The organism is Halomonas sp. BM-2019 (assembly GCF_017584085.1).
Map to the genome: position 1 here is coordinate 2,115,386 of NZ_CP071922.1, position 24,294 is coordinate 2,139,679.

General features: G+C 67.4%; 20 protein-coding genes and 2 pseudogenes. 10 read left to right on the forward strand and 12 right to left on the reverse strand.

The annotated features are described in order from the left end of the window. From J5F18_RS10500 to J5F18_RS10520, 5 genes and pseudogenes are all read left to right on the forward strand, one after another. Window positions 1-135: pseudogene (locus J5F18_RS10500) on the forward strand (IS630 family transposase); the annotation flags it as partial. Window positions 136-318: 183 nt separating this feature from the next. Further along, window positions 319-591, forward strand: coding sequence for a hypothetical protein (locus J5F18_RS10505; RefSeq protein WP_346298602.1), 273 nt, complete (start codon window positions 319-321; stop codon window positions 589-591). After that, a complete protein-coding gene (locus J5F18_RS10510) occupies window positions 591-1,319 on the forward strand; it encodes a DUF4105 domain-containing protein (protein WP_346298603.1) in 729 nt (242 codons plus the stop codon). The genes J5F18_RS10505 and J5F18_RS10510 overlap by 1 nt, the downstream gene beginning before the upstream one ends. 12 nt (window positions 1,320-1,331) lie before the next feature. Further along, complete coding sequence (locus tag J5F18_RS10515) at window positions 1,332-3,155, forward strand: SLC13 family permease (RefSeq protein ID WP_346298604.1); 1,824 nt, start codon at window positions 1,332-1,334, stop codon at window positions 3,153-3,155. A gap of 43 nt (window positions 3,156-3,198) precedes the next feature. Further along, window positions 3,199-4,044 (forward strand): META and DUF4377 domain-containing protein, encoded by an 846-nt coding sequence (locus tag J5F18_RS10520; protein ID WP_346298605.1) that lies wholly within the window; start codon window positions 3,199-3,201, stop codon window positions 4,042-4,044. A 342-nt stretch (window positions 4,045-4,386) separates the two neighbouring features. Here J5F18_RS10520 and J5F18_RS10525 read toward each other — a convergent pair whose 3' ends face one another. The 5 genes from J5F18_RS10525 to J5F18_RS10545 all read right to left on the reverse strand — a co-directional run bounded on the left by J5F18_RS10525 (window position 4,387) and on the right by J5F18_RS10545 (window position 11,351). Beyond that, window positions 4,387-5,286: a hydroxymethylglutaryl-CoA lyase gene (locus tag J5F18_RS10525; protein ID WP_346298606.1), complete on the reverse strand. Its 900-nt coding sequence runs from the start codon at window positions 5,284-5,286 to the stop codon at window positions 4,387-4,389. Window positions 5,287-5,538: 252 nt separating this feature from the next. After that, a complete protein-coding gene (locus J5F18_RS10530) occupies window positions 5,539-7,590 on the reverse strand; it encodes an acetyl/propionyl/methylcrotonyl-CoA carboxylase subunit alpha (protein WP_346298607.1) in 2,052 nt (683 codons plus the stop codon). Beyond that, on the reverse strand, window positions 7,587-8,417 hold the full coding sequence (locus tag J5F18_RS10535; RefSeq protein WP_346298608.1) for an enoyl-CoA hydratase-related protein: 831 nt from the start codon (window positions 8,415-8,417) through the stop codon (window positions 7,587-7,589). Before J5F18_RS10535 ends, J5F18_RS10530 begins: the two co-directional genes overlap by 4 nt. A gap of 17 nt (window positions 8,418-8,434) precedes the next feature. Then, complete coding sequence (locus tag J5F18_RS10540) at window positions 8,435-10,042, reverse strand: carboxyl transferase domain-containing protein (RefSeq protein ID WP_346298609.1); 1,608 nt, start codon at window positions 10,040-10,042, stop codon at window positions 8,435-8,437. Window positions 10,043-10,181: 139 nt separating this feature from the next. After that, window positions 10,182-11,351, reverse strand: a complete 1,170-nt coding sequence (locus tag J5F18_RS10545) for an isovaleryl-CoA dehydrogenase (RefSeq protein WP_346298610.1) — start codon at window positions 11,349-11,351, stop codon at window positions 10,182-10,184. A gap of 450 nt (window positions 11,352-11,801) precedes the next feature. Between J5F18_RS10545 and J5F18_RS10550 the strand changes: the two genes are divergently transcribed. From J5F18_RS10550 to J5F18_RS10565, 4 genes are all read left to right on the forward strand, one after another. Then, window positions 11,802-12,800 (forward strand): tripartite tricarboxylate transporter substrate binding protein, encoded by a 999-nt coding sequence (locus J5F18_RS10550; protein ID WP_346298611.1) that lies wholly within the window; start codon window positions 11,802-11,804, stop codon window positions 12,798-12,800. Window positions 12,801-12,861: 61 nt separating this feature from the next. Beyond that, window positions 12,862-13,314 (forward strand): tripartite tricarboxylate transporter TctB family protein, encoded by a 453-nt coding sequence (locus J5F18_RS10555; RefSeq protein ID WP_346298612.1) that lies wholly within the window; start codon window positions 12,862-12,864, stop codon window positions 13,312-13,314. 15 nt (window positions 13,315-13,329) lie between these two features. Further along, window positions 13,330-14,838: a tripartite tricarboxylate transporter permease gene (locus J5F18_RS10560; protein WP_346298613.1), complete on the forward strand. Its 1,509-nt coding sequence runs from the start codon at window positions 13,330-13,332 to the stop codon at window positions 14,836-14,838. Between the two features lie 3 nt (window positions 14,839-14,841). Continuing rightward, window positions 14,842-15,867 carry an AbrB family transcriptional regulator gene (locus J5F18_RS10565; RefSeq protein WP_346298614.1) on the forward strand — a complete coding sequence of 342 codons (1,026 nt, stop codon included), beginning with the start codon at window positions 14,842-14,844 and terminating at the stop codon, window positions 15,865-15,867. On the opposite strand, the gene J5F18_RS10570 is transcribed toward J5F18_RS10565, so the two are convergent. From J5F18_RS10570 to J5F18_RS10595, 6 genes and pseudogenes are all read right to left on the reverse strand, one after another. Then, window positions 15,759-17,189 carry a sensor histidine kinase gene (locus J5F18_RS10570; protein ID WP_346298615.1) on the reverse strand — a complete coding sequence of 477 codons (1,431 nt, stop codon included), beginning with the start codon at window positions 17,187-17,189 and terminating at the stop codon, window positions 15,759-15,761. The two genes, J5F18_RS10565 and J5F18_RS10570, sit on opposite strands and share 109 nt — an antisense overlap. Further along, complete coding sequence (locus tag J5F18_RS10575; RefSeq protein ID WP_346298616.1) at window positions 17,186-17,860, reverse strand: response regulator transcription factor; 675 nt, start codon at window positions 17,858-17,860, stop codon at window positions 17,186-17,188. The genes J5F18_RS10570 and J5F18_RS10575 overlap by 4 nt, the downstream gene beginning before the upstream one ends. A 66-nt stretch (window positions 17,861-17,926) precedes the next feature. After that, a pseudogene (locus tag J5F18_RS10580) lies at window positions 17,927-19,383 on the reverse strand (tripartite tricarboxylate transporter permease). A 15-nt stretch (window positions 19,384-19,398) separates the two neighbouring features. Next, entirely contained in the window at window positions 19,399-19,848 is a 450-nt protein-coding gene (locus J5F18_RS10585; RefSeq protein ID WP_346298617.1) for a tripartite tricarboxylate transporter TctB family protein, read from the reverse strand. A 30-nt stretch (window positions 19,849-19,878) separates the two neighbouring features. Beyond that, on the reverse strand, window positions 19,879-20,841 hold the full coding sequence (locus J5F18_RS10590; protein WP_346298618.1) for a tripartite tricarboxylate transporter substrate binding protein: 963 nt from the start codon (window positions 20,839-20,841) through the stop codon (window positions 19,879-19,881). A 52-nt stretch (window positions 20,842-20,893) separates the two neighbouring features. Then, the gene (locus J5F18_RS10595) at window positions 20,894-21,652 is read right to left on the reverse strand and encodes a GntR family transcriptional regulator (protein WP_346298619.1); all 759 of its coding nucleotides are present in this window, start codon (window positions 21,650-21,652) and stop codon (window positions 20,894-20,896) included. Window positions 21,653-21,812: 160 nt separating this feature from the next. Here J5F18_RS10595 and J5F18_RS10600 point away from each other — a divergent pair, with 160 nt between their 5' ends. Continuing rightward, the gene (locus J5F18_RS10600) at window positions 21,813-22,619 is read left to right on the forward strand and encodes an amidohydrolase family protein (RefSeq protein ID WP_346298620.1); all 807 of its coding nucleotides are present in this window, start codon (window positions 21,813-21,815) and stop codon (window positions 22,617-22,619) included. A gap of 2 nt (window positions 22,620-22,621) precedes the next feature. On the opposite strand, the gene J5F18_RS10605 is transcribed toward J5F18_RS10600, so the two are convergent. Continuing rightward, a complete protein-coding gene (locus tag J5F18_RS10605) occupies window positions 22,622-24,256 on the reverse strand; it encodes an alpha/beta-hydrolase family protein (RefSeq protein WP_346298621.1) in 1,635 nt (544 codons plus the stop codon). Window positions 24,257-24,294: the final 38 nt, after the last annotated feature.

Consider the following 24,294-nt stretch of genomic DNA (forward strand, 5'->3'; position numbering starts at 1 on the left):
GAGATCCTCTGGCGCCAAGTCAAGGATGCCTGGCTGCCGCTGACGGCCTACGAAAGCTTTGCCACCTTGACCAGCGAGGTGGAACGGATCCTGTCAAGCTACGGCGGCAAGGAGCATGCGATTACTTTTGCATAGGTACTTGGAAGGATTTCTTGGAGCCGACCTCACGGATTCACGAAGATGAATGGACTGTCGGGATTGAACACCGAGGGCGGCAGCCTTTAAGATTCTTCTTTTGGGATTCCAATCTGCAGTGGAACCTTACCATCTCGATCATGTAGCATGCTTCTTGCAGGCTGACCGACCAGGGAGAGCGGGATGCAAGGCGTTGTCTTGGCACGGCCGCTTCCATGGCTCCGGGTTCGGCTGGCGCGGTGGTTGCGCTGGCTGATCGGAATCATCGTATCCCTGGTGCTGGTCTGGACAGTGCTGGCGATCGGATATGCGCCCTTGCCCTGGCCACTCACACGCCTGCTGATCGCGGTGGCCTTCGCGCTGTTCTCGTTCTGGGCACTGTGGCGATCCCGGCATGGATGGTCGGCGGTGGTGCTGGGGGTGTCGCTGCTGGTGTGGTTCGCGAGGTGTCGGTGATGCCGCGTATCGAGGTGGATGGCGACCGGATCCTCATCAGGGACTACCGCCACTTCGAGTACCGCAGCGTCGACGACTTCACGATCCGCTATACGAATCGCGAACTCCTGCTGTCGAAGCTGATCGCAATGGACTTCTATGTGTCGTACTGGCGCGAAGGCCCCATAGCGCACACCTTCGTCAGCTTCATCTTCGAAGACGAGGATCCAGTCAGCATCTCCATCGAGACGCGTCCGGAGGTTGGCGAGGGCTTCGATCCGATCGGGTCGCTGTTCAAGCAGTTCGAACTGATCTACGTGGTCGGCGATGAACGCGACATCGTCAAAGTGCGCACCAACCATCGCGACGAACAGGTCTTCCTGTACAAGACCAACCTGACGACCGACGCGGTGCACCGGTTGTTCCTGGTCTATGCCGAGCGCGTCAACGAACTCGTCGACCGGCCCGAGTTCTATCACCTGCTAAAAAGCAGCTGCACGATCAACATCGTGCGCTACGCCAACCGGGTCGGCCGCACCGGGATGCTCGACATCCGTCACATCCTGAACGGCTGGAGCGACCGCTACCTGTATCGCGAAGCCTTCGTCGACACCTCGCTGCCCTTCGACGAACTGCGCGCCCGTTCCAACATCAACGCCGTGGCGAACGCGGCCGGGGCTGCCCCGGCGTTCCCGGCGCGTATCCGCGAAGGTCGCCCGACACCGCGACCTTACGTCCCGGCCGAGTGACGGGCGGCCGCTATGTCCACCGAACTCGTCCTCGTCCTGCTCCTGCTGGTATCGGCCATCGCGATGTTTGCGATCGGCCGTCCGCGTACCGACGCCGTGGCGCTGCTGATGGTGGCGGCGCTGCCGTTCACCGGCGTCATCGACATTGGCGAGGCGATCAGGGGCTTCTCCGACCCCAGTATCGTGCTGATCGCCCTGCTGTTCGTGATCGGCGAGGGGCTGGTGCGCACTGGCGTGGCGCAGCGGATCAGCGGGCTCATCATCCGTTTCGCGGGCACGAACGAAACCAGGCTGCTGGTCGCGCTGATGATCGCCGTGGCTGGCATCGGCTCGGTGATGAGCTCCACGGGTGTCGTCGCCATCTTCATTCCGATCGTGCTTGGCATCGCCCGCAGCAGCGGGATCGCACCGGCGCGCCTGATGATGCCCCTGAGTATCGCGGCCTTGATCAGCGGCATGATGACGCTGGTGGCGACGGCGCCAAACCTGGTGGTGCATGGCGAACTTCTGCGCGAGGGTTTCACCGGATTCTCGTTCTTCGGGTTCGCGCCGTTCGGCCTTCCTGTATTGGCATTGGCGATCGTCTATATGCTGTACGCACGGCGCTGGCTGTCTGGCGAGGCCACGGCCAGCGCGACGACGGAGCCGAAGCTCGCCGACTGGATCGAGGAATACCGACTGTCCGGACGCGAATTCCGGGTACAGGTGCTCGACGGCTCCCCGCTGGACGGGAGATCCACATCCGAACTCGAGGACGCCGAGCTGTCGGGCATGCACCTGCTGGCGGTGGAACAAGTGGGCAGTTTCGGGCAGCGGACGGTGGCATCCGCGCTCGGAACCCGGATCGATGCCGGGGACGTGCTGCTGCTGGACGTCTTCGACCCCGACATCGAGCATACGGCGCTGTTCCAGTCCCTGCAGCTGGAACCGTTGCCGTTGTCGGGCGCCTATTTCTCCGCGTATTCGAACGACATCGGCATGGCCGAGATGATGGTCGCCGCGAACTCGCCGCTGGTCGGCGTGACCGCGAAACGGGCCGGACTGCGCGAACAGCACAAGCTGGCCGTGATCGGCCTGAAGCACGGCCGCAGCGCGGAGGTGCGCGACCTCGAGACGGAAGTCCTGGACGTCGGCGACACGCTGCTTGTCGCCGGTCCGTGGTCGGCGATTCGCGCGCTGGGTTCCAGCGCCGGCGGGCTGATCCTGCTTTCGCTGCCCGCCGAATCCAAGGACGTCGCGCCCAGCGCGTCACGGGCACCGTTCGCCTTGATCAGCCTGGCGGTCACCGTCGGACTGATGGTCAGCGGGCTGGTGCCCAACGTGCATGCGGCGCTGATCGGCTGCCTCATGATGGGGCTGTTCGGCTGCATCGACCTGCGCAGCGCCTATCGCTCGATCCACTGGCCGAGCCTGGTGCTGATCGTCGGCATGCTGCCGTTCTCGCTGGCGTTGCAGCGCACCGGCGGCGTGGACCTGGCGGCTGACCTTCTGCTGGACCTGGTGGGCGATGCCGGGCCGCGGCTGGTCATCGCGGCGATATTCATGACGACTGCCCTGATGGGCATGTTCGTGTCCAACACGGCCGTCGCCGTGCTGATGGCGCCGGTGGCGCTGGCGGTGGCGAACCACCTGGACGCGTCGCCCTATCCATTCGCGATGACAGTGGCACTGGCGGCTTCGACGGCGTTCCTGACGCCGGTGTCGTCACCGGTCAACGCGCTGGTGGTCGGCCCCGGTGGTTACCGGTTCATCGACTTCGTGAAGGTCGGCACGCCACTGGCGCTGCTGGTGATGATGGTAGCCGTCATCCTGGTTCCGATCGTCTTTCCGCTGTAGGATCAATGCCGCGAACCCAAGCGGCCACGAATGGAGCGCTCACATGCCCAGGCCCCGTGCCCTGTTGCCCGTATTGATCGCCGCTACACTCGCGATGGCCGCCTGCAGCCCGACGGCCGATAGCCCGAACGACGACGGTCCGGAGGGTATTGCGTCTCACGCGCTACCTGGGACCACGGCACCCACCACCGATGCATCGGCCACGCTGGTCGCCTACCATTGGCAACTGGAATCGGCGACTGATGCAGAGGGCCAGCGCGTGGATGCGCTGTTCCCGCAGGCCGACGGTGCCCTGGTCTTCCGGTTTTCCGAAGGCCGGTTGTCCGTCCGCGGAGGCTGCAACAACCTCAACGCTTCCTTCGAGCTGGATGATCAGGGCCACCTGAATACAACGCGCCCGGTCTCGACGAAGATGGCATGCGAGCCGGCGCTGATGCAGGCCGACGCCGCCGTGATCGAGCTCCTGGGCGGCGAGCCCTTGCAGGCCCAGGTCACCGGCGGCGATGCCGCCAACCTGCAGCTGACTGCCGGCAATGGCACCGTACTGGCATTCAAGGGCGAGCCAACTGCGGAAACCCGCTTCGGCGGCCCGGGCGAGCGCATGTTCCTCGAAATCGCGCCGCAGCGGGTCGACTGCAACCATCCGCTGATCCCCGATTTCCAATGCCTGCAGACGCGCGAGATCCGCTTCGACGAGGACGGGTTGCGCTCCGGCGAACCGGGCGAATGGCAGGTTCTGTACGAGGAGATCGAAGGCTTCACCCACACCCCGGGACATCGCAACGTGCTGCGAGTTTACCGTTACACCCGCGAGACCACCCCGGCCGATGCTTCCTCCACCGTTTTCGTGCTGGACATGGTTGTCGAATCGGAGATCGTCCAGCCGTAGCGGAATCAGCAGTGGCGGGCCGCCCCGATGAGGGGCGGCCCCTGCCTCACCTGGGCGGCAGGGTGTTCTTGTAGATCACGCCATTCTTCAGCAGAAGCAGGTTTGCCGATATTATCGGCTGTTTCAGGTTTTGTTATCGCTAAAGGTATAAATTCTGGTAAAGGCCATAGCAATCCTATTAATCAAAGTAACAATGAACCTCGTGGCTAATTTTATTTAATAAGGCCGGTCTGCAGGACGCAGAAAAGCTGCGCCTCTGCTGGCGAACCCCCCGGCATCAGCGAAACGCAGGGGGCAAGGACAGAAGTCGTTTGAAGGGCAGGGCACTTTCGTGGGCTGTCGTCAGCGGCTGGCGAGCGCCACCCCCACCTTGGAGCGGTTGGGCCGGCCGATGGCCTGAGTGATCCAGGTGCCGGTGGCGGCCAGGGCGTCGAGGTCGATGCCGGTCTCGATGCCGAGGCCATTGAGCAGGTAGACCACGTCTTCGCTTGCCACGTTGCCCGAGGCGCCTTTGGCGTAGGGGCAGCCGCCGAGGCCGGCGACGGAGCTGTCCACCACGCTGATGCCTTCCTCCAGCACCGCGTAGAGGTTGGCCAGCGCCTGGCCGTAGGTGTCGTGGAAGTGGGCGGCGAGCTTGTCCATGGGCACCTCGCGGCTCACGGCCTCGAGCATGCGCTTGGCCTTGAGCGGGGTGCCCACGCCGATGGTGTCGCCGAGCGACACCTCGTAGCAGCCCATCTCATAGAGTGCCTTTGCCACCTCGGCCACCTTGGCGGGGGCGATCTCGCCCTCGTAGGGGCAGCCCAGCACGGTGGAGACGTAGCCGCGCACCCGCACGCCGGCGGCCTGGGCGCGCTCCAGCACCGGGGCGAAGCGCTCCAGCGATTCCGCCACGGAGCAGTTGATGTTCTTCTGGGAGAAGGCCTCGGAGGCGGCGCCGAACACCGCCACCTCCTCGACGCCGCACTCGAGTGCCGCCTCCAGCCCCTTGAGGTTGGGGGTCAGTGCCGCGTAGGTGACGCCATCCCGCCGGGTGAGGTTCTGCATCACCTCGCGGTGGTCGGCCATCTGCGGCACCCACTTGGGCGAGACGAAGCTGGCCGCCTCGATGTAGCTGAGGCCGGCCGCGCCCAGGCGGTCGATCAGTTCCAGCTTGGTGGCGGTGCTGATCGGCTCGGGCTCGTTCTGCAGCCCGTCGCGGGGGCCGACCTCGACCAGGCGAACCTGTTTCGGAAATGCCATCTGTTGTCTCCAATCCTTGCTGCCTGGCTGGGGGAGCCCGGACCAGGGTATTGGTAGGTTCTGCGTGCCGCCCCTGAGACCAGGCTCTTGTCAGACCAATCGCCCGATAAATCGGGCTCCTACATGGGGGGGGGCGGCGATGCGCTCCATCGCCCGATAAATCGGGCTCCTGGGGTGGGCGGCGATGCGCTCCATCGCCCGATAAATCGGGCTCCTACAAGGGCCTGGGTAGACCCTGCAGGAGCCTTGGCGTCACTCCTCCGGGGCGAATTCGAGCAGCACGTCGCCCTGGCCGACGGTGTCGCCGGCGGCGAAGTGGAAGCTTTCCACGTGGCCGTCGGCGGGGGCGGACATGGTGTGCTCCATCTTCATGGCTTCCATGACCATCAGCGGCATGCCTTTCTCCACTTTCTGACCGGCTTCCACCAGCAGAGCCACCACGGTGCCATGCATGGGCGCGGTGAGGGTGGACTCCGCCTCGTGCTGGCCGTGGTCGATGGCGTCGATGCGCCGCCAGAACAGCCGGGTCTCGCCGCTTGGGTCGGCCATCACCACCACGCCGTTGTCGCCCAGGCGGGCCTGCAGGCGGCGGCGGTGGCCGTCGAGGGTGACGGCCACGGCGTCGCCCTCCAGGTGCTGCAGGCGGGCGGTCAGGGTGGTGTCGCCGATGGTCAGGTGCCAGGGGTCGGCGTCGGTCTCCCGGGTGCCTTCCACGATCACTACGTCATCGGCGTCGGGGGCCTGGGCGCGGGTCAGATCGTGGCCGGTGGCACACAGGGCGAGGCGGATGGTGTGGGGCGCGTTGAGGCGGAAGCCGTCGTGGCGATCCCAGGGGGAGTCGCTCTCGCACTCCCGGGCCAGCTGCTTGAGGCCGATCAGCGCCGCGGCGGCGTAGGCCTCGGTGGTCACCTCGCGGGGCGCGAAGAGCGTCGCCTCGTTCTTCTCGATGAAGCGGGTGTCCAGCTCGCAGCCCTTGAAGGCGGGGTGGGTGGCCAGGCGCTGCAGGAAGGCGCGGTTGGTGACCACCCCCTGGACGTCGAGGGCGGCCAGGGCGCGGTTGAGGGTGGCCAGCGCCTGGTCGCGGTCGTCGCCGTGGACGATCAGCTTGGCGAGCATCGGGTCGTAGTGCATGGAGACCACGTCGCCGGTCTCCACCCCGCTGTCCAGGCGCACGCGGACCGGGTCGAGGTCGGCGCCCGCCAGGTCGAGGGCGAAGCGGTCCAGGTAGCCGGTGGCGGGCAGGAAGTCATGCTCCGGGTCCTCGGCGTAGAGGCGCGCCTCGAAGCTGTGGCCGGTGATGGTGAGCTCGTCCTGGGCCAGCGGCAGGCGCTCGCCCATGGCCACGCGCAGCTGCCACTCCACCAGGTCCTGGCCGGTGATCATCTCGGTGACCGGGTGCTCCACCTGCAGGCGGGTGTTCATCTCCATGAAGTAGAAGGAGCCATCGGCGTCCAGCAGGAATTCGACCGTCCCCGCGCCCACGTAGCCGATCTCCCGGGCGGCGCGCACCGCGGCCTCGCCCATCTCGCGGCGCAGCTCGGGGCTCATGCCCGGGGCCGGAGCCTCCTCCAGCACCTTCTGGTGGCGGCGCTGCACGGAGCAGTCGCGCTCGAAGAGGTAGACGCCGTTGCCGTGGCTGTCGCAGAACACCTGGACTTCCACGTGGCGCGGCTGGGTCAGGTACTTCTCGATCAGCATGCGCTGGTCGCCGAAGGCAGCCTGGGACTCGCGGCGGCAGCCGTCCAGGGCGGCCTGGAAGCCCGCGGCGGACTCCACCACCCGCATGCCCTTGCCGCCGCCGCCGGCGCTGGCCTTGAGCAGCACCGGGTAGCCGATCTTGTCGGCCTCGGACTTGAGCAGGGCGTCGTCCTGGTCGTCGCCGTGGTAACCCGGCACCAGCGGCACGCCGGCGTGGGACATGCGTTCCTTGGCGGCGGACTTGTCGCCCATGGCGGCGATGGCCGAGGCGGGCGGGCCGACGAAGCTGATGCCGGCCTGCTCCAGGGCCTCCACGAAGGGGCCGTTCTCGGAGAGGAAGCCGTAGCCGGGGTGGATGGCGCCGGCGCCGGTGCGCCGCGCGGCGTCGATCACCGCCTCGACCTTGAGGTAGCTCTCGCGGGCGGCGGCGGGGCCGAGGCGCACGGCCTCGTCGGCCTCGCGCACGTGGCGGGCATTGGCATCGGCGTCGGAGTAGACGGCCACGGTGCGCAGACCCATGGCGCGTGCGGTGCGCATCACCCGGCAGGCGATCTCGCCGCGGTTGGCGACCAGCAGGGTATCGAACTTGTTCGGGGCGGTGGTCATGAGCGGGGCTCCGCGGCATTGGGTTTGTCGATGATCCAGGCGGGGCGACGCTTCTCGAAGAAGCTGGCCAGGCCCTCCTGCCCTTCGGCGCTGACGCGCAGCTGGCTGATCACCCAGCAGGTGCGTTCACGGGTGGTATCGCTGTCGGGGGCGCGGGCGACCTCGGCAAGCAGCGCCTTGGTGGCGCGGCTGGCCTGGGGCGAGGTGACCAGCAGGGTGTCGAGCATGGCGTCCACGGCATCGTTCAGGGCCTCGGGCGCGACCACCTGGTGGGCCAGGCCGAGGGCCAGTGCGGTGGGCGCGTCCATCACCTCGGCGGTCAGGGCATAGCGGCGCATCTGGCGCGGGCCGAGGGCGCGCTGCACGTAGGGGCTGATCACCGCCGGCGACAGGCCGATCTTCACCTCGGAGAGGCAGAACCTGGCCTTCTCGGAGGCGATGACGATATCGCAGCAGGCGGCCAGGCCCACGGCGCCGCCGAAGGCGGCCCCCTGGACGCGACAGATGCTGGGGCAGGGCAGGGTGTCCAGGTCGTGCATCAGGGTGGCGAGCTTGTGCGAGTCGGCCAGGTTGTCGTCGAAGCCGTACTCCACCATGCGCTTCATCCAGCCGAGGTCGGCCCCGGCGGAGAAGCTCTTGCCCTCGGAGCCCAGCACCACGGCACGCACCTCGCCGTGGTGAGCGGCCACGTGCAGGCGCTCCAGGTGGGCGTTGAGCTCGGCGATCAGGCTGTCGTCGAAGGCGTTGTGGACCTCGGGGCGGACCAGGGTCAGCCAGGCCACGCCGCGCTCGTCGAGCTCCAGCCGTGTAAAGGTTGTCTCAGACATGACGGGATCCCCTGCGGTTACATCCGGAACACGCCGAACTTGGTTTCTTGAACCTCGGCATTCATCGCCGCGGCGAGCGACAGCCCCAGTACGTCGCGAGTCTGGGCCGGGTCGATGACGCCGTCGTCCCATAGCCGGGCGCTGGCGTAGTAGGGGTGGCCCTGGTGCTCGTACTGGTCGCGGGTGGGCTGCTTGAAGGCCTCTTCCTCCTCCTTCGACCACTCGGCGCCCTCGCGCTCCATCTGCTCGCGCTTGACCTGGGCCAGCACGCCCGCCGCTTGTTCCCCACCCATGACGGAAATCCGTGCGTTAGGCCACATAAAGAGCAGGTTGGGGTCGTAGGCGCGGCCGCACATGCCGTAGTTGCCGGCGCCGAAGCTGCCGCCGATCAGCACGGTGAACTTGGGCACCCGGGCGCAGGCCACCGCGGTCACCAGCTTGGCGCCGTGCTTGGCGATGCCCTCGTGCTCGTACTTGGAGCCCACCATAAAGCCGGTGATGTTCTGCAGGAAGATCAGCGGGATCTTCCGCTGGGCGCACAGCTCGATGAAGTGCGCACCCTTGACGGCGGACTCGGAGAAGAGCACGCCGTTGTTGGCGACGATGCCTACCGGGAAGCCGTGGATATGGGCGAAGCCGGTGACCAGGGTGTCGCCGTAGTAGCGCTTGAACTCGTCGAAGTCGGAGTCGTCGACGATGCGGGCGATCACCTCGCGCACGTCGTAGGGCTTCTTGAGGTCGGTGCCGACGATGCCGTAGATCTCCGCCGGATCCAGGCGCGGGGGCCTGGGCTCCTGCAGCTTCAGCTGGCCGCGCTTCTGCCAGTTGAGCCGCGACACGCAGGCGCGGGCGAGCTGCAGGGCGTGGGCGTCGTTCTCGGCGTAGTGGTCGGCCACGCCGCTGATCTTGGCGTGGACGTCGGCGCCGCCCAGGTCCTCGGCGCTGATGCTCTCGCCGGTGGCGGCCTTCACCAGGGGCGGGCCGCCCAGGAAGATGGTGCCCTGCTCGCGGACGATGATCGACTCGTCAGCCATGGCCGGCACATAGGCGCCGCCGGCGGTGCAGGAGCCCATCACCACGGCGATCTGCGGGATGCCCTCGGCGGAGAGGGTGGCCTGGTTGTAGAAGATGCGGCCGAAGTGCTCGCGGTCCGGGAAGACCTCGTCCTGGCGGGGCAGGAAGGCGCCGCCGGAGTCGACCAGGTAGATGCAGGGCAGGCGGTGCTTGCGGGCGATCTCCTGGGCGCGGATATGCTTCCTCACGGTCAGCGGGAAGTAGGTGCCGCCCTTGACGGTGGCGTCGTTGGCGACGATCACGCACTCTACGCCACTGACGCGGCCGATGCCCGTCACCACGCCGGCGGCGGGGATCGCGGAGTCGTAGACCTCATGGGCGGCCAGCGCCGAGAACTCCAGGAAGGGCGAGCCCTCGTCGATCAGGTGGTCGATGCGGTCGCGCACGAAGAGCTTGCCGCGGGACTCGTGGCGGGCGCGGGCCTTCTCGCCGCCGCCCTGGGCGATGGCCGCGGTCAGCTCGCGCAGCTTCATCACCTCGTGGCGCATCGAAGCCTCGTTGGCCTGGAAGCCGTCGCTGCGGGGATTGACCTGGGTCTGCAGGATGCTCATGGCGAATCCTTGAATTTATCTATCAACGCTGGAATATCCGTTCCCGGGCGACCCGCCGCGTAGCGGTGGCTGGTCAGCGGGGCGCCTGACGGCGCCAATCGCCCGATGAATCGGGCTCCTACAGGGAGCCGGTGGCCTGTCAGGCAGACTCGTTGAACAGCTCACGACCGATCAGCATGCGGCGGATCTCGCTGGTGCCGGCGCCGATCTCGTAGAGCTTGGCATCGCGCAGCAGGCGGCCCGTCGGGTACTCGTTGATGTAGCCGTTGCCGCCGAGCAGCTGGATGGCGTCAAGCGCCACCTGGGTGGCCTTCTCCGCACAGTAGAGGATCACGCCGGCGGCGTCCTTGCGGGAGGTCTGGCCGCGGTCGCAGGCCGCCGCCACCGCATAGAGGTAGGCGCGGCAGGCGTTCAGGGTGGTGTACATGTCGGCGATCTTGCCCTGCACCAGCTGGAACTCGCCGATGGACTGGTTGAACTGCTTGCGCTCGTGGACGTAGGGCACCACGATGTCCAGCGCCGCCTGCATGATGCCGATGGGGCCGGCGGCGAGCACGGTGCGCTCGTAGTCGAGGCCGCTCATCAGCACGCGCACCCCCTTGCCCACCTCGCCCAGCACGTTCTCTTCCGGCACCTCGCAGTCCTGGAACACCAGCTCGCAGGTATTGGAGCCGCGCATGCCGAGCTTGTCGAGCTTCTGGGCGGTGGAGAAGCCGGGCATGCCCTCCTCGATGATAAAGGCGGTAATCCCCTTCGATCCCGCCTCCGGGTCGGTCTTGGCGTAGACCACCAGCACATCGGCGTCGGGGCCGTTGGTGATCCACATCTTGTTGCCGTTGAGCACGTAGCGATCGCCGCGCTTCTCGGCGCGCAGCTTCATGGAGACCACGTCGGAGCCGGCACCCGGCTCGGACATGGCCAGCGCGCCGACGTGCTCGCCGCTCATCAGCTTGGGCAGGTACTTGGCCTTCTGCTCGGCATTGGCGTTGATCTTGAGCTGGTTGACGCAGAGGTTGGAGTGGGCGCCGTAGGAGAGGCCCACCGAGGCGCTGGCTCGGGAGATCTCCTCCATGGCGATGCAGTGCGCCAGGTAGCCCATGCCGCTGCCGCCATCCTCGTCCGGCACGGTGATGCCGAGCAGGCCCATGTCGCCGAACTTCTGCCACAGGTCGTTGGGGAACTCGTTCTTCTCGTCGATCTCGGCGGCGCGCGGGGCGATCTCGTCGCGAGCGAAGGCGTTGACCTGGTCGCGCAGCATGTTCAGTTCGTCGTCGAGGCCGAAGTCGAGGGGCTTGTAGGGCGTAAGCATGGGCGGGGGCTCCGTTCTTGTCGGGTGTCGTGGCGCCTGGGCGTTAGGGTGGCCCCAGGCGGGCACAACGGGTCGTGTCGGGTGGTGAAACCGTGATGGCACAAGACTAGGTCAGGTTGACGTTAACGTAAAGTGCGGCTTTTGCCCCCTACGACGAATGTCGATAGGGGGCGGGGCCTACCCGGCCTGCCAGCCGATCAGCTGGTGGTAGAGGGACCAGCCCAGGTTGCCATTGTTCGGGTCGGCGTGGCAGCGGGCATGGGGCTCGCCGTGCTCTCCGAGCACGTGCTACCTGGGCTCGATGCCGAGATAAGATGAGTGGTTGCCCGAACGCGCTTAGACATTGGTCTAAGCATGGCGGTATGCAAGCTTGGTGACAGCTTGGCCCTCTAGAGTCTCGGTGTCCGGGCGACGACCCGGACACCATCTAACAATGAGGATGCCTACGCCATGTTCGATCAACTCCTGCCCAAGACCCTGATAACCGGCGCTGCGTCGGCCATGCTGGTTTCCCTGGCGATGACAGCTCCGGTGGCGGCTGACGATTACCCGGATCGTCCCATCGACCTGGTGGTGGGCTTCGGTACCGGCGGCAGTGCCGACCGCATGACGCGGGCCATGTCCACGCACCTGGCCGAGGAGCTGGGCGTGCCGGTTCGCGTCACCAACCGCCCCGGTGCCGGCACCCAGGTGTCCGCGAACTACATCCTGTCGCGGCCGGACGATGGCTATACGATCTACGCGTCCACCTTCGCCCCTTACCTGACAAACACCATCCTGAACGGTGGCGCCCAGTACGACATCGAGGACTTCTCCTTCCTCAACTTCCAGTGGTTCGACCTGGACCTGATCGCTGCCAACAAGGACAGCGGCTTCGAGGACCTGCCCTCGCTGCTGGAGGAGATTCGCGACAACCCCGGCCAGGTGCGCGGCTCGGTGGTGCAAGGTTCCGCCGGCCACCTGATGATCCGGATGCTGCTCGACCAGGCCGGCATCCCCCAGCAGAACCTCAACCTGGTGACCTACAACAGCGGCGGCGAGGCGCGCTCTGCCGTCGCCGGCGGCCAGGTGCACTTCACCTCCATCAGCGCCCAGGGCAGCGAGGGGATCCGCGAGTTCCTGACCCCGCTGGCCATCGTCAACGATGAGCGGATCGACCAGTGGGACGCTCCCCCCATCAACGAGGCGCTCGAGCCCATGGACATCGAGGTGACGGTCCTGCAGGGCTCCATGCGCGGCTTTGCCGTGACCAGCGAGTTCGAGCGTCAGTATCCGGAGCGCTATGAGGTGCTCTCCGACGCGGTCAAGAATGCCCTGGCCCGCAAGGACCTGCAGGAGCAGCTGGAGGCCAGCGATATCGGTGGCGTCTGGGTGGGGCCGGAGCGCTCCAACGAACTGATGCTCTCCAACTACCAGGTCTTCGAGCAGTACGCCCACCTGCTGAAGTGATCCTCGCCTTCCCGTGATCGTCGCCCCGTCGGCCACGTCCGACGGGGCCAGGAGTTCACCCATGTCCGTCAAACAACGCGACTATGGGGACCTGCTGGTCCTCATGGCCCTGGCCGGCTTTACCCTGTGGTATCTGATGGATGCCATCCGGGTCTCCTCGGCCGTTCAGAACCTTCTGCTGATCCTGCCGCTCTCCCTCGTGGTGCTCGGCATCGTGCTGCTGGAGCTGGCGATGCGCTGGCGGCAGGGCACCCTGCTGGCCCGGCCCGAGGCCGATGAGCCGCTGTTCAAGACGCTGCCCGTGGTGGCGCTCTTTGCCGCCTATGTCATCAGCCTCGAAACGCTGGGCTTCGATATCGCCACCGTGCTCTTCATCGCCCTGTTCCTGGTCATGAAAGGGGAGCGCAACTGGCCGCTGCTGGTCGCGTTCAGCCTGGCGTTCGGCTTCGGTGTGGCGTTCTTCTTCGCCTACATGCTGCCGTATCCCATGCCCATGCTGCTGCTCGAAGGCTGACCGGAGGAGACCCCCATGATCGATTTCGTTGCGGTCGAGCAGGCGCTCTCGCTGCTCTTCACCAATTTCAGTCCCTGGATGGTGGTAGTTCCGGGGATCATCATCGGCCTGATCTTCGGGGCCACGCCGGGGCTGCAGATCTCCATGGCCATGGCGATCTTCCTGCCCATGACCCTCTACATGGATTTCGTGCAGGCGATGCTGTTCCTGACGGCCATCTTCACCGGTGGCTCCTTCGGCAGCGGTATCCCGGCGATCCTGATGAATATTCCCGGCACCTCCTCAGCGATCGCCACGGCCTTCGATGGCTATCCCATGGCCCGCCAGGGTCGCCACAACGAGGCGCTGGGCGTGGCCCTGATGTCGTCGGTGCTCGGCGTACTGATGGGCTATCTGATCCTGTTCGTGATGATCCAGCCGCTCTCGCTGATGGTCCTCAAGCTCGGCCCGGCCGAGATGTTCGTGGTGATCCTGTGGGGCATGACGCTGATCGCCAGCCTCAAGGGCGAACAGGTGCGCAAGGGTCTGGTGGCGGGCTTCGTCGGCCTGCTGGTGGGCACCATCGGCTTCAATGAGCTGGGCATGGCGCGCGGCACCATGGGGCAGACCTACCTGCTCGATGGCGTGCCGGTGATTCCCGCCATGATGGGCATGTTCGCCGCCTCGGAGCTGTTCAAGCTGGCCAACAAGGGCTACATCGTCGAGGCCGAGGCCTCCCGCAAGGTGCGCATCGGCGAGATCTTCCGCGGCTTCCGGCTTGCCCTGCGCTATCCCAAGGTGATGCTGCGCGGCGGCCTGCTGGGCGTCTTCGTCGGCGCCGTGCCGGGGGTGGGGTCGTCGGTCTCCAACCTGCTCTCCTATGTCGAGACCAAGCGCCGCGACGAGGATCCGTCCTCCTTCGGCAAGGGCAACCCCAAGGGCGTGGTGGCCTCGGAATCCGCCAACAGCACTTCCGAGGCGGGCTCCATGGCGACCCTGCTGGCGCTGGGCATTCCGGGCGGCGGTGCCACCGCGGTGATGCTGGCGGCCTTCGCCATGCACAATATCACCGGCGGGCCGCAGTTCATCCGTGAGCAGACCGATGTGGTCTACGCCATCATCTTCGCCAACTTCGCCCAGGTCTTCCTGCTGGTGATCGTCGGCCTGCTGTTCATCCCGCTGCTGGCCAATATCGTCAAGGTGCCGATGCGCTACCTGATTCCCTCGGTGCTGGTGCTGGCGGTGATGGGCTCCTTCGGCCTCACCGGCAACATGACCGGGCCGGCCACCGTGCTGGTGTTCGCCCTGGTGGGCTGGATCTTCCGCCACTACGGCTACTCGGTGCCGGCGGCGGTGATCGGCATGCTGCTGGGGGCCATGGCGGAGAAGTCGCTGCTGCACTCCTACCAGATCAGCGGTGGCAACCTGAGCTATGTGCTGGAGCGTCCGGCGACCCTGCTCATCCTGGGGCTGCTGCTGGTGTCGCTGTTTGGCCGGCACCTGCTGAGCCTGATCAAGCGGCGCAAGAAGACCGTCGGCGCCTGAGCGGTGCCCAAACGTACTGGTCTGACCCTGCTGATCGGTGGCCTGGGGGGCGTGCTCGCCACCCAGGCCGCGCTGCCCCTGGCCTGGATGCTGGGGCCGCTGTTCCTGGTGCTGGCGGCCTCCCTGGCCGGGGTGAGGGCGGGGATCGACCCGCGCCTGCATCGCGGCGCCATCGCCATGCTCGGGCTCTTCATCGGCAACCGCATCGATCTGGGCGAGCTGTCACAGCTGCTCACCTGGTACCCCAGCGTGCTGGCCATGCTCGGCTACATGGGGCTGATGCTGCTGGGCGGGCGCTGGCTCTTCGCGCTGAGCGGCATGAGCCGGCTCAGCGCGCTCTTCTGTGCCTTCCCGGGCAGCATGAACGGCGCCGTCATCCTCGCCGAGAGACTCGGCGCCGATGTGCGCTGGATCGCCATCACCCACGCCATGCGCCTGGTGATGGTGGTCGCGTCTGCCGCCCTGCTGGCGAACCATCTCGCCGGCGGGGTCGCACTGGGGGAGGGCAATGGCCTGCGCTGGGGGGATCTCTACCTGCTGGCGCTGGCCCCGGCCTGCGCCTGGCTGGGGCGGCGGCTGCGCCTGCCGATCCCCGAGTTCCTGGGGCCCATCACCGTGGGGGCGGCCATGGCGAGCCTCGGCCACGGGGTGGCGCTGCCCGACCTGCTGCTGGTCCTGACCTTCCTGGTGCTGGGCAGCTCGGTGGGCTCGCGCTTCTCGGGCACCTCCTGGACGCGGCTGCTCCAGGTGGGGCGGTACGGGCTGCTGTTCGGGGCCTATGCGGTGGGGATGGCCGTGATCACCGCCTGGGCGGTGTCGAGCCTGACCGCGCTGCCCTTCGCGGCGGTGCTGCTGGCGCTGCTGCCCGGCGGCGTCGGCGAGATGGCGGTGATCGCCGTGGCGCTGGAGATCGACCCGGTCTACGTGGTCTCCCACCATGTGCTGCGCCTGCTGCTGCTGATCCTGCTCACGCCCCCGTTGATCGCCCTGGCGCGCCGCCGTCGCGCCGCGACGGAAAGGCCACGCTGACGGTCAGCCCCTCGCCCGGGGGGCTGGCGAAGTCGAGGCGCCTCGGCAACGATGGCCAGGCCCAGGCCGCTGCCCGGGGTCGCCGGGCTGGCGCGATAGAAGCGTTCGGTGAGCCGCGACAGGTCGTCGGCGGCCACGCCCACGCCGTCATCGGCAACGCTCAGCGTCGGGGCACCGTCCTGCGAGTAGGCGCGCACGCGGATGGTGCCGCGATAGGGCGCCTCGCCGCCGGCATGCTGGCTGGCATTGTCGATCAGGTTCTGGACCAGCCAGCGCAGCCGCACCGGATCACCGAGCACCTCGCCGGCTTCCTGCTCGATGAACTCCAGCTCCTGGCCGCGCTGGTAGATGCGTGCGGTCGCCTCGGCGCAGGCCTCCCGGCACACCTCGCTGAGGGCCACCGGCGCCAGGGCCTGGGTATCCACCAGTTCGTGGCGGGTCTTGGCCAGGGTCAGCAGCTGCTGCACCGTGTAGCCGGCCTCCTCGGCAATGCGCCCGATCTCCTCCAGGGGGTGGCGCAGCGCCGGGTCCGGGCAGCGACGCGCGGTGACCTCCGCCAGGGCGCGGATCTCCGAGACCGGGGTGCGCAGCTGGTGGGAGACATCGGCATTGAACTGCTGGGTGTTGAGGATGCTCTGGCGCATGCGCGCCATCAGGCCGTTGATGCTGGCCACCAGGGTGATGACCTCCCGGGGGACCCGGGCCTCGATGGGGTCCAGATCGTTCGGTGAGCGTCGGCGCAACGATCGGCTGATGGCGCGCAATGGCGCCAGGCCCTGGTGGATCGCCAGCAGGGCGATGGAGATCGCCAGCAGCCCGCCGATGGCGACCAGACTGAAGAGGGTGAACAGGAAGTCGTGGATCAGGGCATTGCGTGGCTCGGTGGACTCGGCGACGATCACCTCGATCTCGCTCTCCAGGTTGGTGCGGCGCACCGGGAAGGTGAGGGCGACGGCACGCAGGCTGTTGCCGGCGTAGCGGGTGTCGTAGAAGACCGGCGTGCTGGTGTTGGTCGGGGGGGGCTCCAGGCCATCGAAGCCGGCCAGCATGTTGCCGGCGTCGTCGCGAATCCGATAGAAGATCTTGCCCTCCCCGCGGCTGCCCAGGGTGCTGATGCTGAAGTAGTGCATGTTGATGCGCAGTTCGCCATCCACCGAGTGGATGCGACGCTCCAGCCGCTCGGCGGCATTGAGCAGCATGTCGTCGAAGGTCTCGTTGATCTGGCGGGAGAGCACCACCTGGCTCGCCACCAGGGTCAGGATGCCCACCAGGCTGAAGGGCAGGCCGATCCACAGCAGCAGGCGGAGGCGAATCGAGGTCATTGTCGAGCGTCTCCGGCATCGAGGAGGTAGCCGAGGCCGCGCACGGTGCGCAACTGGGCGGCACTGCCGATCTTCTTGCGCAGCCGGGAGATGTAGGTCTCCACGGCGCTGTGAGTGATCGCATCGTCCAGGTCGGAGAGGCGGTCGACGATCTGTGCCTTGCTGACCAGGCGCCCCTGGTTGATCAGCAGGTACTCCAGGACCTCCCGCTCGCGGCGATGCAGCGCCACTGCCTCGCCGTCGACCAGCACGGTGGGGCTGCCCGGGGGCAGCTCCAACCCACCGCACTGCAGGCTGTTCTCGCCGAACTGCTTGGCGCGGCGCACCAGAGCCTTGGCCCGGGCCACCACCTCCACCAGGGAGAAGGGCTTGCCCAGGTAGTCGTCGGCGCCTTCCTCCAGGCCCAGCACCCGCTGGTCGAGGTCGTCCCGGGCCGAGATGATCAGCACCGGCGTCTTGTCCTGGCGGGCGCGCAGCCGACGCAGCACATGGATGCCATCCAGGTTGGGCAGCCCCAGGTCGAGCAGGATCAGATCGAAGGAGAGGTGGCGCAGCCACTGCTCGGCGGCCCGGCCATCGTCGCAGGTCTCCACCCGGAAGCCCGCCTCGGTGAGGAAGGCGGCGATGGAGGAGGCCAGGTTGGGATTGTCTTCGACGACCAGCGCTTTCATGGAACACCTCGTGACTCGGCCTCAGCGTGACACCTTATCCAGCGCCGCTATCGACTGCTGGCACATTCAGGTGCCTCGATGCTGTGATGGCCGACGCGAGCGGAGGGCCTGCCACAACTGGGAAAGCACCACCAGGGCGAGCAGGGCGATGATCCCCTGGGAGATGGGGCGGGTGAAGAGCGCCGCCCAGTCATTCTGGGAGATCAGCAGGGAGAGACGCAGGTTCTGTTCGGCCATGGGGCCGAGCAGCACCCCGAGCACCACCGGGGCGAGGGGAAAGGCGAGCCGGTTGAGCAGGTAGCCGACCAGGCCGAAGGCCAGCATCACATAGAGGTCCATGACGTTGCCGTTCACGGTGTAGACCCCTACCGCCATCAACACCAGGGTCGTGGGCACCAGCAGCGCCGAGGGCATGCGCAACACCTGGGCGAACAGGCGAGTGGCGACCATGCCCCCGAGCAGCAGCAGCAGCATGGCGGTCAGCAGCATCTGCCACATGAAGCCGAAGACCACATCGGGCGAGCGGGTGAACAGCTGGGGACCGGGCTGGAGGCCGTGGATCATCAGGGCACCGAGCACCAGGGCGGCGACCAGGTTGCCGGGAATGCCCAGCGTCAACGAGGGGATCATGGCCGAGGCATTGTCGGCGCTGTTGCCGGATTCGGCCGCGGCGATGCCGGTGGGGTTGCCGGTGCCGAAGGTGTCGGGGTCCGGGGCTCTCCGCTTGGCTTCGTTGTAGCTGAGCAGCGCGGCCAGGTTGCCGCCCGCACCGGGCAGAATGCCCACGGCGACGCCGATCAGCGATGAGCGGCTCCAGGTACGCCAGTGACGACGCAGCAGGCCCAGGCTGCCGCCGCTGGCCGTCACCCGGAAGCTGTCGGCATTGAAGTAGGACTCGTTGCGCTTCTCCGCCATTTCCAGCACCGGCGGCACGGCATAGAGGCCGATCAGCACGATGAGCAGCTCGAACCCGCCCACCAGATAGAGGGTGTCGAAGGTGTAGCGTTCGGCGCCGCTGATGGCATCGACCCCGACGAGGCCGATGATGACGCCGAGCAAGGCGGCGAGCATGCCCTTGCTGATGTCCTTGCCGACCAGCATGGCGATGCTGACCAGGCCGAAGACGGCCACCCAGAAATACTCATCAGGGCCAGGGCGCTGATGATACCGCCGACGGCCGAGGACCAGCAGGCGGTCTTCAGGGCCAGTCCGCCCTGGCCGTTGCGCGTCATCGGATAGCCATCGAAGGTGGTGGCGATGGCGGCCGGGGTGCCGGGAATCCTCAGCAGGATGGCGGGGATGGCGCCGCCGTACATGGAGCCGTTATAGATGCCGGCGACCAGGCCCAGGGCGATGATGGGGTCGAAGCCGTAGGTCAGCGGCAGCATGAGGGCGATGGCCATCACCGGATTGAGGCCGGGCAGGGCGCCGATCAGGATGCCGGCGAGGGTACCGACGACCAGGCTGATCAGCGAGCCGAACTGCAGGGCCACGGGCAGCGCTTGGAACAGTGATTCGAACATGACGCTAACCCCTATCTAGTAAGCGAGGAAGAACTCGACGGGCAGGGGGCGCTTGAGCACCACCGCAAACAGGCCATAGAGCAGGGTGATGAAGCCCAGGGTGATGCCCAGTACCACGAGGGGGCGCCGCTCTCCCAGCACCAGGGCCAGCAGCAGGATGAACAGGGCGCTGGTGGTATAGAAGCCCACGGTCGGCAGGGCCACGTAATAGACCAGGCAGCAGGCCAGGGTGGCCGCGAACCGCCCGGGGTGATCCACCAGGGCCATGACCGGCTGGCTGGTGGCGCGTCCGGCCAGGAGGCCCACCGCGGCCCGCCAGATCAGCGGCAGTGCGAACAGCCCCATCAGGGCACCCGCCCCGATGGGAACGTAAGCGGCGTCGGCAAAGAAGCCCTTCCCCATCCAGGCGGTCGTGATGCCGATGATGAGGAAGGCGATGCCAGAGAAGAGGTCTCGGTAGTGCATGGGCATGAGGGCTCCCGGTGCCGGCACGGGTCAGTGTTGTTTCAGGCCGAGGCTTTCGAGGGTCTCGCCGATGGCTGCCGTTTCCAGCCGCAGCCGCTCGCGCAGCTCCTCCCCGCGCACCAGGTTGAGCGTTTCGCCCTGGGCGGCCAGGAACTCCTGGAAGGCCGGGTGCTCCACGGCACGGGCCACGGCGTCGGCGACTGCCTCGGTGCGCTCCTCCGCCATGCCCTCCGGGCCCAGCATCATGCGCCAGAGCACGGTCTCCAGCTCCGGATGGCCCAGGGCGGCGAGCCCGGACGCCTGGGGCAGGGCCTCGTTGTCATCGGCGGAGGTGACCAGCAGGCACTTGGCCTGACCATCCTCGACGTAGGGCAGCACCGGGGTGATGGAGCCGCCGTAGATGTCGACGTGGCCGCCGAGGAAGTTCTGCAGGGTCTCGCCGGCGCCGCCGAAGGGGATGGGACGGGCCGTGATGTCGTAGGCCTCGAAGATGCGCTCGGCGGCCAGGCGCATGGTGCCGCCGACCCCATCGTTGCCGTAGGTGTACCGGCCGGGGTTGGCCTGCAGCTCGGCGAGGAACTCCTCGCCGCTATCCGCGGGGAAGTCCGGCGCGACGCACAGGGTGTAGGCACTCTGCGAGGTGCTGATGATGGGGGTCAGCGTCTCGTAGGAGTACTGGACGCGCTGCATGTGCGGCACCGTGGTGATCGGGCTGTTCCAGGTCGAGAGCAGCGTATAGCCATCGGGGCGGGCGCGGGCGAACTGGTTGACGCCGATGGCGCCACCGCCGCCGGCGACGTTGAGCACGGCGACCGCCTGGCCCAGTTCCTCCTGCAGGTACTGGTTGAGCATCCGTGCCACGTTGTCCGTGCCCCCGCCGGCCGGCGCCGGCACGATGATCTCGATGGGACGGTTGGGGTAATCGCTCGCCATGGCGGGCGTGAAGGCCAGGGTGGAGATGGCGGCGGCGGTGCAGAGCAGCGTGGTTTTCATTTGTTGTACCTGTGGTGTGGATCGGGGGTGGCGTGGGGGACCGGGTGTCGGATCAGGTGGGCTGTTCGCCGAGGGTGATGCGATAGCGGAACCGCTCGGGGCGGCCATGCACGCGGCGATACTCGATCACCCGGCCCACCGGGTTGCGCGCAATGCGCTCGATGACGGCGACCGGCGACTCCTCGGGCAGCTCCAGGTGTCTGGCGCTGGCCTCGGTGGCGGTGCCGAACGAAAGCTCATCCGTCGCCGACGCGACGAGGATCCCGCATTCCTGCAGGAATACCGGGTAGAGCAGCGGCCCCATCTCCTTGGGATCCAGTGACAAGAGTCCATCGAAATCGGGCAGGCGCAGGTAGATCTCCTCGAACAGCAGGGGGACGCCGGACCAGAGACGCACGCGTTCCAGCTTGAGGCAGCCTGTGGTGGTCTCCTCGCCGAAGGCCTGCCTGACCTCGGGGGGCAGGGCGACCTCCTGGCGGGAGAGGATCCGGCTCTCGGGGATCACCGAACCGGCCGGATCGTCGACATCGTGGACATGGAAGAAGCGGAACAGGTCGGCGCGGAAGGCCGGTTGCTTGACGAAGGTGCCGGTACCGCGGCGGCGCTCCAGCAGGCCTTCGTCGACGAGCTGTTTCAGCGCCATGCGCATGGTGGCCAGGGCGACCCCATACTCCTCGGCGAGGCGGTTCTCGGAGGGAATCATGTCGCCGGGGGACCACTCGCCATTGGCGATCCGAGAGGCCAGTTGATCGCGCAGCCGGGCGTACAGCGGGAGACGTCCATCGGTGCGGGTCTTGGGTAGCGCTTGCATGAGGGGGTTCTCCCGGCGGGTGTCCGTTGCCTTGTTGCTGTCACTAAAGACCAGTGTATACTTCTAGTCAACTAGTTCTCTAGAGAACTAGACTTAAGTCTAATCACCACCCGGCGGGTCGGGTGCCGGCGGCGGATGACCAGATCGAGAGGAACCGAGTGTGAAGCGAGGATTTGACTGCCATGCCCACGTCTATGCGCGGGTGGATGAAGCCAGTGGGTCCAACTATCGACCGTCGCGGCCGGCGCCGCTCCCCGAGTGGCAGGGCTATCTGGATGATTGCCGGCTGGCCGGCGGCGTACTCGTGCAGCCCAGTTTCCTGGGGCATGACAATCGTGAACTGCTGGAGCTCCTGGCCAGGCTGGGTGAGAACTTCCGGGGGGTGGTACAGCTGCCGCAGCAGGCCTCCCTGGGCGAGATGCAGGCCCTGGCTGGCGCCGGCATCGTGGGCGTGCGCTGGAATCTCATCGAGCGGCGTGCGGCATTACCCGATCTGGACGATCCCCGCTGGATCGACTTCCTGGATCGTCTCAAGGCGCTGAACTGGCATCTGGAGCTGCATCTGGAGGGGGATCGCCTGCCCGAACTCTTCCCCGCACTGCATGAGCATGGCGTCACCCTGGTCATCGATCATCTGGGGCTGCCGGTGGACGGCGATCCCTATGCCGACGATGGCTTTCGCCTGCTGCTGGAGGCGGGCCGCTCCGGGCGCACCTGGGTCAAGCTGTCGGCGCCCTATCGCTCCCCGGTGCGGGATCTCCGGCCCCATGTGCGGGCGATGCTGGAGCATCTCGGCCGGGAGCGGCTGGTATGGGGCAGCGACTGGCCCTGGACCCGCCACGAGGGCAAGCACAGCTATCGAGACACCTTCGACTGGTTGGCCGGCTGGGTCGCCGATGCCGATGACCGCCGGTACATCCTGGAGGAGGCGCCCCGACGGCTGTTCGGGTTCGATTCCCCGGGCTGACATCATTCGCTGGCGGGCGACCGAAAGTGCGCCTTGAGCCGCTCGAGCTCCGCCTCCGACCAGCCCTCCGGGTCGGTGAGGGCGACCCAGGCGTCGAAGTAGTGTTCGGCGGCGATCTCGTGGCCGTAGCCCGGTGGGGCGCTGCCGGTGGCCAGGTCGGCGAGCAGCTGCAGCATGGTGACCACGGGGTACCAGCGCAGCTCGGGGGAGACATCCGGGCCGCGCGGTTCGCGCATCCAGTCGGGTTCGCGAAAGAGCGAGCGGGGCTCGAAGAAGGTCACCGGGTCGCTGGCGTACTGCAGGTAGGCGATGCGGAAGTCGCCCCAGTCGCCGTCCTGGTCAGTGAGGCCGGTCTCCTGGTTCATGAAGCGCACCACCCGGCCGTCGCGGAAGCGCGGCAGCCAGGCCGGTGACCCCGGGTCGCGCTCGGCGGTGACGCTGCGCCAGGTCTCGCTGCGGAAGGGCGGGCCGCTCCACAGGGCGCCCTGGAAGGGGGCATCGATGATGTCGTAGAGGTCGAAGGCGCTGTCGGAGTTGAGCGCGCCCAGGCTCAGGCCGTGCAGGTAGAGGGCCGGGCGCTCGGCTTCCGGCAGCGCGGACCAGTGACCGTAGACCGCCTGGAAGAGCGCGCGGGCCATCTCGACGCCGTACTGGCCCTCGGTGAGCAGGGCCAGCGGGCTCGGCAGGTAGGAGTACTGGGCGGTGACGGTGGCGACGTCGCCGCGGTGCAGGGCCTCGAGGGTGTGCTGGGCGCCGGGGTCCAGCCAGCCGCGTCCGGTGGGGGTGGCCAGCAGCAGCAGCGAGCGCTCGAAACCGCCCAGGCGGATCAGCTCCGCCAGGGCCAGCTCGGCGCGTTCTTTGGGGGTCTCGGCGGCGTTGAGGCCCACGTAGACGCGGATCGGGCGCCGGGCGGGCGTGCCGATGAGCTCGCTCAGCTGGTCGGCGCTGGGCGTGGCCGCGACGAAGCGGCGGCCGCGCAGGCCGAGTCCCTCCCAGCTGATCAGTGACGCGTCGCTGCCGGTCAGCTGCGGGTCCTCCGGCGGCGTCAGGTCGTCGGGCATCAGGCGGTCGACCTGCTGGTAGGAGTTGTCCAGGGCGCGCAGGGTGAGGGCGAAGATCACCCCATCGATGACCGCCCAGAACATCACGATGGCGGCCACCAGGCTCAGCAGGTGGGAGACCCGGCGGGGCACGTGGCCGCGTAGCCGCCAGGACAGCGCGCGGAAGGTGCGGCGGAACAGCCGGCCCAGCAGCAGCACGGCGATGAACACCAGCGCGGCGACCAGGGCCACGCTGATCGGTCGGATACCGCCCACCGGCTCCATCCCCATCAGGGTGTGCAGGCTCGCCTGCCAGCCGGAGGCCCGCCACAGGAAGACGCCGGCCGTCAGCAGGCAGAAGACGCTGGCCACCAGCTTGATGCGCTCCAGGAGGTACGGGCCGGGCTCGGGCAGTTCCAGGTAGCGCCACAGCCAGTGGCCGCCGACGCCCAGGCCGTAGCCGGCGGCGAAGGAGAGGCCGCTGATCACCCCCTGGACCAGCCAGGGCCGCGGCAGCAGGCTGGGGGTGAGGGAGAAGGCGAAGAACAGGGTGCCGACCAGCAGGCCGGTCACTGAGAAGTGCCTGAGCAGCGTCATGGACGGCTCCTTTCGTCCGCGAAAAAGGGGGCCGCCGG